At 71.6% G+C, this 11,228-nt stretch carries 12 protein-coding genes and 1 riboswitch; of the genes, 5 read left to right on the forward strand and 7 right to left on the reverse strand.

Annotated features, from left to right (window positions below; all coding sequences use genetic code 11):
* Positions 1-103 precede the first annotated feature (103 nt).
* The 3 genes from ACZ4UU_RS03460 to ACZ4UU_RS03470 form a co-directional block, all read right to left on the reverse strand.
* Complete coding sequence (locus ACZ4UU_RS03460) at positions 104-1,174, reverse strand: prenyltransferase/squalene oxidase repeat-containing protein (protein ID WP_468036223.1); 1,071 nt, start codon at positions 1,172-1,174, stop codon at positions 104-106.
* A complete protein-coding gene (locus tag ACZ4UU_RS03465) occupies positions 1,171-1,905 on the reverse strand; it encodes a class I SAM-dependent methyltransferase (RefSeq protein WP_468036224.1) in 735 nt (244 codons plus the stop codon). Before ACZ4UU_RS03465 ends, ACZ4UU_RS03460 begins: the two co-directional genes overlap by 4 nt.
* Before the next feature lie 70 nt (positions 1,906-1,975).
* Entirely contained in the window at positions 1,976-3,496 is a 1,521-nt protein-coding gene (locus ACZ4UU_RS03470; protein ID WP_468036225.1) for a glycosyltransferase family 4 protein, read from the reverse strand.
* Between the two features lie 220 nt (positions 3,497-3,716).
* On the opposite strand from ACZ4UU_RS03470, the gene ACZ4UU_RS03475 reads away from it, so the two are divergent.
* Complete coding sequence (locus ACZ4UU_RS03475) at positions 3,717-4,337, forward strand: TetR family transcriptional regulator (protein WP_468036226.1); 621 nt, start codon at positions 3,717-3,719, stop codon at positions 4,335-4,337.
* 266 nt (positions 4,338-4,603) lie between these two features.
* On the opposite strand, the gene ACZ4UU_RS03480 is transcribed toward ACZ4UU_RS03475, so the two are convergent.
* The 3 genes from ACZ4UU_RS03480 to ACZ4UU_RS03490 form a co-directional block, all read right to left on the reverse strand.
* The gene (locus ACZ4UU_RS03480; protein ID WP_468036227.1) at positions 4,604-4,837 is read right to left on the reverse strand and encodes a ferredoxin; all 234 of its coding nucleotides are present in this window, start codon (positions 4,835-4,837) and stop codon (positions 4,604-4,606) included.
* Positions 4,838-4,840: 3 nt separating this feature from the next.
* Complete coding sequence (locus ACZ4UU_RS03485; RefSeq protein ID WP_468036228.1) at positions 4,841-6,298, reverse strand: aldehyde dehydrogenase; 1,458 nt, start codon at positions 6,296-6,298, stop codon at positions 4,841-4,843.
* A 164-nt stretch (positions 6,299-6,462) separates the two neighbouring features.
* Entirely contained in the window at positions 6,463-6,720 is a 258-nt protein-coding gene (locus tag ACZ4UU_RS03490; RefSeq protein ID WP_468036229.1) for a hypothetical protein, read from the reverse strand.
* Between the two features lie 80 nt (positions 6,721-6,800).
* Here ACZ4UU_RS03490 and ACZ4UU_RS03495 point away from each other — a divergent pair, with 80 nt between their 5' ends.
* Complete coding sequence (locus ACZ4UU_RS03495) at positions 6,801-7,829, forward strand: MBL fold metallo-hydrolase (protein ID WP_468036412.1); 1,029 nt, start codon at positions 6,801-6,803, stop codon at positions 7,827-7,829.
* 23 nt (positions 7,830-7,852) lie between these two features.
* Positions 7,853-8,296, forward strand: coding sequence for a nuclear transport factor 2 family protein (locus ACZ4UU_RS03500; protein ID WP_468036230.1), 444 nt, complete (start codon positions 7,853-7,855; stop codon positions 8,294-8,296).
* Here the strand turns inward: ACZ4UU_RS03500 and ACZ4UU_RS03505 are convergent.
* On the reverse strand, positions 8,286-8,954 hold the full coding sequence (locus tag ACZ4UU_RS03505; RefSeq protein WP_468036231.1) for a phosphotransferase: 669 nt from the start codon (positions 8,952-8,954) through the stop codon (positions 8,286-8,288). The genes ACZ4UU_RS03500 and ACZ4UU_RS03505 overlap by 11 nt on opposite strands.
* Positions 8,955-8,986: 32 nt before the next feature.
* Positions 8,987-9,134, forward strand: a riboswitch (cobalamin riboswitch).
* Positions 9,135-9,251: 117 nt separating this feature from the next.
* On the opposite strand from ACZ4UU_RS03505, the gene ACZ4UU_RS03510 reads away from it, so the two are divergent.
* Positions 9,252-10,487, forward strand: coding sequence for a prenyltransferase/squalene oxidase repeat-containing protein (locus ACZ4UU_RS03510; protein ID WP_468036232.1), 1,236 nt, complete (start codon positions 9,252-9,254; stop codon positions 10,485-10,487).
* A 7-nt stretch (positions 10,488-10,494) separates the two neighbouring features.
* Complete coding sequence (locus tag ACZ4UU_RS03515; protein ID WP_468036413.1) at positions 10,495-11,142, forward strand: SCO2322 family protein; 648 nt, start codon at positions 10,495-10,497, stop codon at positions 11,140-11,142.
* Positions 11,143-11,228 lie beyond the last annotated feature (86 nt).

Consider the following 11,228-nt stretch of genomic DNA (forward strand, 5'->3'; position numbering starts at 1 on the left):
GCCCTGAAGGAGCACGGGACTGTATCGATGTGCGGCTCCGCCGCGTGGGCGCGACCAGCCACAGCCAACCCGCACCCGCCGGCCGGCCGAACCCCCCGAGCCCTCAGGCGCAACAATCCGGGTCAAGCCCCGCAGGCAACTGCTCCCCGCCGAACACCGCACACGTCGCCTCATGCCCGCCCAGCGCCGCCACGGCCAGCAACAACGACCCGGCCGTCCAAGTGGTCAGCTCCCGCGGCCAGACGGCGTCGTCTTCGAAGACGTACCCCGTCCAGTACAGCCCGCTCTCCGCGTCCCGCAGGTGCTGAATGGACTGGAGTATCTCCAGGGCCCGGTCGGACTCCCCCATCGCCCAGAGCGCGAGGGCGAGTTCGGCCGACTCGCCGCCCGTCACCCACGGGTTGGGCACGACGCACCGCACCCCCAGCCCGGGGACGACGAAGCGCTCCCAGCCTTCCTCCATCCGGGACTTGGCCTCGGTGCCGGTCAACGCGCCGCCCAGCACGGGGTAGTACCAGTCCATGGAGTAGCGGTCCTTGTCCAGGAACCGCTCCGGATGCCGGCGGATCGCGTGCCGCAACGCCCCGGCCGCCAACTCCCAGTCCGGCTGCGCCTCTTCCCGCTGTTCGGCGATGGCGAGCGCGCACCTGAGGGCGTGGTGGATCGAGGACGAACCGGTCAGCAGCGCGTCCGCGGTCGCCGTACCGTCGTCGTCGCGCCGCCAGCCGATCTGTCCGCCCGGCTGCTGGAGCTTCAGGACGAACTCGATCGCGGCGTAGACGGACGGCCACATCCGGTCCAGGAAGGTGTCGTCGCCGGTGGACAGGTAGTGGTGCCAGACGCCTACGGCTATGTAGGCGACGAAGTTGGTCTCGCGGCCGGTGTCGGTGACGTCGTCGTGGGCCCCGTCCGCGTAGGCGGCGTACCAGGAGCCGTCCTCGTTCTGGTGGGTCGCCAGCCAGGTGTAGGCCCGCTCGGCGGCCGTGTGCTCACCGGCCGCGTCCAGGGCCATGGCCGCCTCGACGTGGTCCCACGGGTCGAGGTGATGCCCGCGGAACCACGGGATCGCCCCGTCCTCCCGCTGCACGGCGAGGATCCCCGCCACGGTCGCGGCGGCCTGCTCGGCGGTGAGGACCCCGGGCAGGACGAGGTGTTCTGTCCGGGGAGTGGTCACGAGGTGGCCACCTGAGGCAGGTGGGGCTTGGTCGCGTACGCCACGAAGCTCTTGCCGATCAGCGGGTTCAGCGCCTGTTCGGCGACCCGGGTGGCCAGCGGTTTCTTCATGATGTCCCAGACCAGCAGCTTGTGGTACGCCCGCACCGGCAGCGCCTTGTCGTTGTCGACGCCGAACGCGCACTTCAGCCACCAGTAGGGGCTGTGCAGTGCGTGGGCGTGGTGGGTGCCGTAGGGCTTCAGGCCCGCCTCGCGGATCTTGGCCAGCAGTTCGTCCGCCTTGTAGATGCGGATGTGGCCGCCCTCGACCTCGTGGTAGGCGTCGGACAGCGTCCAGCAGACCTTCTCGGGGCCGTAGCGGGGGACGGTGATGGCGATGCGGCCGCCGGGCTTCAGCACCCGGACCATCTCGGCGAGTACGCCCTTGTCGTCCGGGATGTGCTCCATGACCTCGGAGATGATCACGACGTCGAAGGACTCGTCGGGGAACGGGAGCGCGAGGGCGTCGCCCTCCATCGCCGTGGCGGTCGCGCCGTCCGGTGCCTCGCCCGCTTCCTTCATCGCCGCGAACCACTTCGCGACCTCGCGGATCTCCTCACCGTTCTGGTCCAGCGCCACGACCTGGGCGCCGCGCCGGTAACACTCGAACGCGTGCCTGCCCGCGCCGCAGCCGAGGTCCAGGACGCGGTCGCCCGGGGCGAGCGGGAACCGGGAGAAGTCGACGGTCAGCACGTGGGCCTGCTTTCGCGGTCGGAACGGTTGGCGGGGCGGGGGGCGTTGGTGCCGGGGTCGCGGCCGACGCTCATGAGGCGGCCTCGGTCATGCGTGCGACCTCGCTGTCCTTCGCGGTCCGGGTCACGCCTGCGGGGTCGTCGGCCTGCGGAGCCCCGGGCCCTGGCGGGGTGGCGGTCCCCCTTGCCGGTGCGCCCTGTGTGCCCTGTACGGAAGGGCCGGGCGGGAGGTGCGCGGAGCGGGGAGTGACCGGCCGGTCGGAGCGGCGTGGGCCGTCGCCCGCCGAGTCGGCTATGGCGTCGCGGTAGCGGGTCACCGTGCCCTCGGCGGCCTTGGCCCAGGTGAAGTTGCGCAGGACGCGGTCACGGCCGGCCGCTCCCAGGCGGTCGCGCAGCTCCGTGTCGCCCAGCAGCCGGGTCAGTGCGGCGGCCAGCGCCCCGGGCTCTCCCGGTGGCACCGCCAGACAGGTCTCGCCGTCACGCCCGGCGACCTCGGGGATCGCGCCGCCGGTCGTGGCGACCAGCGGCGTTCCCGTGGCCATGGCCTCGGCGGCCGGCAGCGAGAAGCCCTCGTACAGCGACGGTACGCACGCGACCTGCGCCGAGCGGACCAGGTCGACGAGTTCGGCGTCGGAGATGCCCTTGACGAACTCGACGGCGCCTTCCAGGCCGTACCGTTCCATGGCCTGCGCGACCGGGCCCTCCTCGGGGCGCTTGCCGACGACGACGAGGTGGGCGTCGGGGTGCTCGGCACGGACCTTGGCGAGCGCTTCGACGAGGAAGACCAGGCCCTTGAGCGGGACGTCGGCGCTGGAGGTCGTCACGATCCGGCCGGGGATCTGCCGTACCGAGGGATCCGGCGAGAACAGGTCGGTGTCCGCGCCGATGTGCACGACGTGGACACGGTCCCGCTGTACGCCGAGATGCTCGACGATCTCCGCGCGGGACGTGCCGGACACGGTCAGCACCGACGGCAGACGGCGGGCCACCCGCTTCTGCATACGGGTGAAGGCGTACCACCGGCGCACGGACATCCGCCGCTGCCAGCCCTGCGCCGCGTCCAGCTCCAGCTGGCGGTCGACGGTGATGGGGTGGTGGATGGTGGTGACGAGGGGCGCGCCGACGTCGCCCAACAGCCCGTATCCCAGCGTCTGGTTGTCGTGCACGACGTCGAAGTGCCCCCGCCTGGCCCGCAGATGGCGGCGGGCGCGCAGCGAGAAGGTCAGCGGCTCGGGGAAGCCGCCGGTCCACATGGTCGCCACTTCCAGCGCGTCGACCCAGTCGCGGTACTCGTCGCGGCCCGGGGTGCGGAAGGGGTCGGGCTGGCGGTAGAGGTCGAGGGAGGGGAGTTCGGTGAGGGTCAGCCGGCCGGTGTACTCCGCGTCCTCGTCGAGGACCGGGTAGGGCTGGGAGCCGATGACCTCGACGCGGTGGCCGAGGCGGGCCAGTTCGCGGGAGAGGTGGCGTACGTAGACGCCCTGGCCGCCGCAGAACGGGTTCCCTTTATAGGTGAGAAGCGCAATGTCGAGCGGTCGCTCGCCGTCGGCGGCAGGGTCCTGTGGAGACCCGGCCTCCCTGGCCTCAGCGGTCACTCCGGGCCCCCTTCTCCCTGCGTTCTCCCTGCGGTGTCCCGCGAGATTACGCGGGACGCTAATCTAGAACAAGTTTCAGACTTGATCGTTCAAGAGGCTCTGAATCTACCGGCAGGTAGCGCCGCTGTGAGCGATGGATCGGGTGATTCACGCCACGACCGACGCACTGGCATGCTCTGTCCGGTCACTCACCCTCACCGACTGTCACGGAACGGGATCCATGCCTGCGGAAGTCAGTAGCGCGAGCCCCTCCTCACCGCCTCTCACCGAGCGGCAGGAGGCCCGCCGCCGACGCATCCTGCACGCCAGCGCGCAGCTCGCCAGCCGGGGCGGTTTCGACGCGGTGCAGATGCGGGAGGTCGCGGAGTCCTCGCAGGTGGCGCTGGGCACGTTGTACCGCTACTTCCCGTCCAAGATCCATCTGCTGGTCGCCACGATGCAGGACCAGCTGGAGCACATGCACGGCACACTGCGCAAGAAGCCGCCGCAGGGGGAGACGGCGGCGGAGCGGGTGGCGGAGACGCTGATGCGGGCCTTCCGCGCCCTGCAGCGCGAGCCGCACCTGGCCGACGCGATGGTCCGCGCCCTGACCTTCGCCGACCGGAGCGTCTCTCCCGAGGTCGACCAGGTCTCCCGGCAGACGACGGTGATCATCCTGGACTCGATGGGTCTTGAGAACCCGACGCCCGAGCAGCTCTCCGCCGTCCGCGTCATCGAGCACACCTGGCACTCGGCCCTGATCACCTGGCTGTCGGGCCGGGCCTCGATCGCCCAGGTGAAGATCGACATCGAGACGGTGTGCCGGCTGATCGACCTGACGGCCCCGGAAGGGCACAGGTAAAACCTACGAGACGGGTTCCCTTCGCCGGTATTGTCCGGATCAGGTTCTGGGGGTCGCCTTCCGGCCCTGCTGCTGCCTTCCGGCCTCTCAGCCCGGACCGTCGACGTCGGCACCGGCGGAAACCGTCTGCTTCCTGCCAGAGTCGGCTACTCCGGTTCGGACTCCCTCACTCGTCCCGTAGGCCACTACCAGGATATAACCCCTGGGGCAATATAGAACACCCCAAAGGGGACATTTTTTACAGCCGGGCGCAGTCCTGCTCCGCCCTACTCCTCCGGTGGGAACACCGGCTCCCCGCTACCCAGCACCGTGATCACGATCGCTTCGACGGGGCAGCTCTCCGCCGCCGCCAGGATCTTCTCGTTGGCGTCCGTCTCCGGGTCGGCCGGGTGGGACTGGCGGGCGGGGTCGAGGTGGAAGCCGGCGGGGGCGTGGTGGACGCACTGGGCCGAGCCGATGCACACCGACCGGTCGACCTCGACGTGCCAGCGGTCGCCCATCCCCTACGCCTCCCAGCCCGCCGGAAGGTGGATCATCTTGTGCTCCAGGTACTCGCCGAAGCCTTCGGGGCCGAACTCCCGCCCCAGGCCCGAGTTCTTGTAGCCGCCGAACGGACCCAGCATGTCCAGGCTGAAGGTGTTCACCGAGTAGGTGCCGGTGCGGACCTGGCGCGCGACCTCGATACCGTGCCCGGTGTCGGCCGCCCAGACGCTGCCGCTCAGGCCGTAGTCGGAGTCGTTCGCGATCTTCACGGCCTCGGACTCGTCGCCGTAGGGCAGCAGGCAGATGACGGGGCCGAAAATCTCCTCCCGCGCGATCCGCATGGAGTTGTCGACGTCCCCGAAGAGGGTCGGTTCGACGTACCAGCCCTTCTCCAGCCCGGCCGGACGCCCGCCGCCGGTGAGGATCTTGGCGCCCTCCTCCTGGCCGATCCGGATGTAGTCGAGGTTCCTGCGCTGCTGGCGCCGTGCCACCAGCGGGCCCACCTGGGTCGCCGGGTCCAGCGGGTCGCCGACCACCAGCGCGCCGGCCGCAGCGGCGAAGGCTTCGGCGAACTCGTCGTAGCGGGAGCGCGGGAGCAGGATCCGGGTCTGGGCCACGCAGGCCTGGCCGTTGTTCATCCAGGCCGCCGGGACGACTCCGGCGACGGTCGTCTCGACGTCCGCGTCCGGCAGGACGACGGCCGCCGACTTGCCGCCCAACTCCAGTGTCACGCGGGTGAGATTGCGGGCCGCGACCTCCATGACGCGCTTGCCGGCCGCGACGGAACCGGTGAAGGAGACCTTGTCGACGGACGGGTGCCCGACCAGGTACTCGCTCACCTCACGGTCGGCCGGGAGGATGGACAGGACCCCCTCCGGCAGCCCGGCGTCCTTGGCGATCTCGGCGAGGAGATAGGCGTCGAGGGGCGATTCCGGAGACGGCTTCAGCACCACCGTGCAGCCGGTGAGCAGCGCGGGCGCGAGCTTGGCGGCGGCGACGAACTGCGGGACGTTCCAGGGGACGACGGCGGCCACGACGCCGACCGGCTCGCGGCGGACGAGGATCTTGCCGAGGACGCCGTCGCGCTGCTCCTCGTACGTGAAGTTCCGCGCGACCGTGATCGCCGCGTCCCACACCATCATCGCGCCGAGGGCCTGCGCGAGGACGCTCCAGGAGTACGGGGAGCCGTTCTCGCAGGAGATCACGCGGGCGATCTCCTCGTGCCGTACGGCGATTCCGTCCTTGATGCGGGTGACGACCTCGATCCGCTCGTCGAGGCTCATCCGCGGCCAGGGGCCCTCGTCGAACGCCTTGCGCGCCACCGCGACCGCCCGATCGACGTCGGCGGGCGAGGCGTGCGGGACGCGTCCGATGACCTCTTCCGTGTGCGGCGAGACGACCTCGATGACGTCCTTGCCCAGGGGGTCGGTCAACTCCCCGCCGATGATCAGCTGTCCGTGTTCCACGAGCTCGGTCATGGCCGACGCCTCCTGCGGAGCTGGAGCGGATTCCTTGGTTTCTGACGCTGTTTCAGGAACTGATACCAGTTCCACCCCGAGGAGTCCACGGACCGCACACACCTCACGCCTACGCTGACCGGGTCGGGGACGGGGAAGGATTTGGCGATGGCAGCGAGCAGACGTCACTGGGCGGCGTTCGCCTCGGCCATGGCGGTGGCCGTCAGCGGGGCCGTGTGGATGGGGTCGTCCTGGGACGACGTGACGCGCGGCAACGGGGTTTCCGTGCATCGGGAGACGAAGAGCCCGGAGGAGATCAGGAAGTACTGGACCCCCGAGCGGATCAGACGGGCCGAGCCGGCGGAGATGCCGGCCTGGAACCCCTGTGAGCACTTCCCTTCCTCGCTCGCGCCGCGCTGTTGGTAGATGACTCGGGCTCCCATCGAAACCCGTTCTAGTTATAGTGACCGGGAGTCCTTCACGGCCGGAACATGTCGCGGCGATCGGGGAGCCCATGGCGCAGGTGACGCAGGTGCACGACCACGGCGGCGGCGTGAAGTCCATCGAGGTCCCCATCCCGGACAACCCGCTCGGCCACACCCTCGTGTACGTCGTCGACACCGACCGCGGCCCGGTCCTCGTCGACACCGGCTGGGACGACCCGGCCTCCTGGGACACCCTCGCCGAGGGCCTCGCGGCCTGCGGCACCGCGCCCGGTGAGATCCACGGCGTGGTGATCACCCATCATCACCCCGACCACCACGGCCTGTCGGGCCGGGTGCGTGAGGCCTCCGGCGCGTGGATCGCGATGCACGCGGCGGACGCGGCGATCGTACGGCGCACCCGCGCGACCCGGCCGGGGCGCTGGTTCTCCTACATGGCGGCCAAGCTCACCGCGGCCGGCGCCCCCGAGGCCCACGTGGCCCCGTTGCGCACCGCCCACCGCCCGAGCACCCTCCCCGGCCTCTCCCCCGCCGCCCCCGACCGCGAGATCGTCCCCGGCGAACTCCTCGACCTCCCCGGCCGCCGCCTGCGCGCGATCTGGACGCCGGGCCACACCCCCGGCCACGTCTGCCTGCACCTGGAGGAGGAACACCCGGCCCGACTCCCCGGTCACGGCCGCCTGTTCTCCGGCGACCACCTCCTCCCCGAGATCACCCCGCACATCGGCCTGTACGAGGACCCCGACGACACGACCGTCACCGACCCCCTCGGCGACTACCTCGCCTCCCTCGAACGCGTCGCCCGCCTCGCCCCCGCCGAGGTCCTCCCGGCCCACCAGCACACGTTCGCCGACGCACCGGCCCGCGTACGGGAGTTGCTGGCCCATCACGAGTCCCGCCTCACCGACCTCCAGGCCCTCCTCGCCGAACCCCTCACCCCCTGGCAGCTCGCGGAACGCATGGAGTGGAACCGGCCCTGGGCCCAAATCCCCTACGGCTCCCGGAACATCGCCATCGCGGAGGCCGAGGCGCATCTGCGCCGACTGGTGAAGCTGGGGCACGCGGAGGCGGTGCCGGGGAGCGAGCCGGTGACGTACGTCGCCGTTTAATACAGCCCATGGAGTACTCGCCCATGGAGCACCTTCTCGCCGAGCGTGCCTGCGCACGCGTAGTCATCGACTTCGTCCACCGCCTCGACCTCGGCGAACCGTCCTTGGTCGCCGAGCTGTTCACCGAGGACGGCACCTGGGAGTGGCCGGCGGGCGAGCGGCTCGTCTCGGGGCGGGACGCGTTGCGGGCGTACTTCGGCTCGCGCCCCGCCGACCGCCTCTCGCGCCGCGTCATGTCCAACATCCTGGTCACGGTGACCTCGTCCGACACCGCGACGGCGACCTCGTACTTCACGACGTACCGCGTCGACGGCCACGAGGGCGGACTCCTCCCGCCGGGACCGCCGGTCCAGGTGGGCCACTACGCCGACACCTTCCACAGATCGCCGGACGGCACCTGGCTCCTGTCCGCTCGGGTCCTCCACCTGGCCTTCGGCGGGCCGACCCCGCGCCCGCCTACGCCATGAACGACCGGACCAACTCCTCCGCCGCACCCAGCACTTCGATCTCCCGCTCCGTCATCGTCGGGTTGGCGGCCCGTCGCCGTCGGGCCTCCGTGAGGCCGTCTTCGGTGAGGTCGGACGGGTCGGTGAGGAGGCCCGCGAGAGTCGCGCGGACGGGGGCGGAGGGGTAGTGGTCGTCGGCCAGGGCCACTTGGGCGAGGATCAGGGCCGACATGCCCCAGTCCAGGCCCGGCTCGCCCTCCTCCGCGTTGGCCCAGTCGATGACGTAGGGGCCGTCGGGCGTGAGCATCACGTTCTCCGGGTGGAGGTCCAGGTGGACGACCCGGCCGGGGACGGTGTGCAGCTGTCGCAGGAGGCGGGCCAGGGTCCGCCCCGCCTCGCGGGCATCTATCCGGCCCGCGAAGAAGGCCTCCAGCATCGTCGGACCGTAGAGCCGTTCCATGACCAGCTCGGAGCGGGTGCAGTCGGCGAGCCGGACGCGGGGCACCGGAAAGCCGTGCGCGCGCAGGCGCTCCATCAGGGCCGCCTCGGCGCGCCCGTCGGCGTAGCCCTCCCGGTCGTGGCGCACCACCCACGCCGCGTCGATCTCGTACACGTCGGAGGCGCGCCCCGAACCGAGCAGCCGCCGTCCCGCTCTCCCCGCACCCTCGGTGATCCCCATGCGGCCGAACCTACCGCCGCTCACCGCCTCCCCTCAGCCGCTTCCCTACGGGCCGGTAGAGTGGCCGCGTCGCCATCACACCCGTACAGGGGGAAGCCGGTGCAAATCCGGCGCTGACCCGCAACCGTGAACCGGTCGTAGCAGGCCGGTGAGCCGGATCGCCCGTACGGATTCGTGACCGGCTCACGTGCCCCGGCAGCCCGCCGGAGCACGGCACCGTCGAGGTATACGGAGCCGAGCCGCCCGGGGGTCTCCCCTGTGCTGCCCGGCCCCTTGAGGGAAGGGCATCCGCCGATCATGTACGTCCGCCGCAGCGCCGCGGTCCTGGCCGCCGTCACCGTGATCGGCACGGTCACGCCCGCCTTCGCCGCCGACCCGTCTCCGTCGCCCTCCGTCGCCCTCCCGTCCGGGCTGTACGGCACCACGGACCCCACGTACGACGGCGTGTGGCGCCAGTCGCTCGCGCTGCTCGCCCAGGACACGATGGACGTGCAGCCGGCGGCGAAGGCCGTGGACTGGCTCACCGGGCAGCAGTGCGCCGACGGCGGGTTCGCGCCGTTCCGTGCCGACGTCTCGAAGGCCTGCGACGCGAAGACGCCGGTCGACACCAACAACACGGCCGCCGCCGTCCAGGCCCTCGCCGCGCTCGGCGGCCACGACACGGCGGCCGGCAAGGCGGTGGACTGGCTGAAGTCCGTGCAGAACGAGGACGGCGGCTGGGGGTACATGCCGGGCGGCGCAAGTGACGCGAACTCGACGTCCGTCGTGGTCGGTGCGCTCGCCGCCGTCGGCGAGAAGCCCGCGGACGTGCGCAAGGCGGGCAAGTCGCCGTACGACGCCCTGTTGAAGCTGTCCCTGCCGTGCGGCGACGAGGACGCGGGGGCGTTCGCGTTCCAGCCCGACAAGAAGGGCTCGCTGGCGGCCAACGCCGACGCGACCGCCGCGGGCGTGGTGGGCGTCCTCGGCCAAGGGCTCGTGGCGACCGCGGGCAAGGCACCCGCGAGCACCCGGAAGTGCCTGGGCGGCAAGACCCCGACGCCCGCCGACGCGGCCCTCAACGGTGCCGTCCACCTCGCCCGCGACCTGAGCGGGACCGGCTACCTGAAGTCCGTGCTGCCCGGCGCCAAGGACCAGCCGGACTACGGCAACACCGCCGACGCAGTGGTGGCGCTCTCCGCCGCCGGACTGACCCAGCGGGGCCGGGAGATCCTGGTCTGGCTTGAGGGGCACTACGCCGCCTGGGCCGAGCAGAGCGGTCCCGCCGCCTACGCCCAGCTGATCTTCGCCGCGCACGCCACCGGCACCGATCCGCGCGACTTCGGCGACACGGACCTCGTCAAGCAGCTCAACGCGACGGGTCCGGCGCCGCGGTCGGCGCCGAACGCGACGGTCACGGCGTCGGCGAAGCCCTCCGAGGAGGAGAAGGAGGACGACGGCGACAGCCCGTTCGGCGTCTGGTGGTACGTCGGCATCTTCCTGGTCGTCGGCATCGGCATCGGCTTCCTGCTCAGCGGCCGCAACAAGGGCAAGTGACGTGACCGTGATCCGCCGCGCTCTCCCGCTCGTCCTGGCCGTGCTGGTCGTCCTGACCGGCGCGGTCCAGGCGCAGGCGACCGGCTACCGCTACTGGTCCTTCTGGCACCGCGACGGCGAACGGTGGACGTACGCGACCCAGGGCCCGTCCCTCGCCCGCCCCTCCGACGGTGACGTCCAGGGCTTCCGCTTCGCCGTCAGCGAGGACTCGGACGACGCCGCCCGGCCGAGGGGCGCCGCCGAGTTCGCCGTGATCTGCGCGCGCACGCCCCCGCGGGACGGCACGAAGCGGGTGGCTCTGGTCATCGACTTCGGTACGGCGGCGGACGCCCCGTCGGGCGAGGCCCCGCCGGCTCGCCGGACCGCGTGCGCGCGGGTGTCCCCGGACGCGACCACGGCAGAGGCCCTGGCCTCGGTGGCCAAGCCGCTGCGGTACGACACGAACGCGTTGTTGTGCGCGATCTCGGGGTATCCGGCGAAGGGGTGCGGGGAGCAGGTGGCCGGGGGTGAGTCGTCGTCGGCCGCCGAGCGGAACAAGGAGACCTCGGACGGCTCGGGCGGCGGCCCGTCGCTGGGCTTGGTGGCCGGGATCGCGGTGGTGGCCGTGCTGGGTGCGGCGGGGGTCTGGCAGGCGCGGCGGCGCAGGAATGCGTAGGCGCTCCGCTGTCGGGGCGGTGACGGGCCGGGTGGTGTCTGCGGCGGCGTCGTGGCTGGTCGCGCAGTTCCCCGCGCCCCCAGGAA

The organism is Streptomyces sp. NPDC028907 (assembly GCF_055564995.1).

Bases quoted from the DNA above. Each gene is read 5' to 3' on its own strand.
- ACZ4UU_RS03475 (WP_468036226.1), top strand. From the start codon at position 3,717: ATGCCTGCGGAAGTCAGTAGCGCGAGCCCCTCCTCACCGCCTCTCACC.
- ACZ4UU_RS03480 (WP_468036227.1), bottom strand. From the start codon at position 4,837: ATGGGCGACCGCTGGCACGTCGAGGTCGACCGGTCGGTGTGCATCGGC.
- ACZ4UU_RS03485 (WP_468036228.1), bottom strand. From the start codon at position 6,298: ATGACCGAGCTCGTGGAACACGGACAGCTGATCATCGGCGGGGAGTTG.
- ACZ4UU_RS03490 (WP_468036229.1), bottom strand. From the start codon at position 6,720: ATGGGAGCCCGAGTCATCTACCAACAGCGCGGCGCGAGCGAGGAAGGG.
- ACZ4UU_RS03500 (WP_468036230.1), top strand. From the start codon at position 7,853: ATGGAGCACCTTCTCGCCGAGCGTGCCTGCGCACGCGTAGTCATCGAC.
- ACZ4UU_RS03505 (WP_468036231.1), bottom strand. From the start codon at position 8,954: ATGGGGATCACCGAGGGTGCGGGGAGAGCGGGACGGCGGCTGCTCGGT.
- ACZ4UU_RS03510 (WP_468036232.1), top strand. From the start codon at position 9,252: ATGTACGTCCGCCGCAGCGCCGCGGTCCTGGCCGCCGTCACCGTGATC.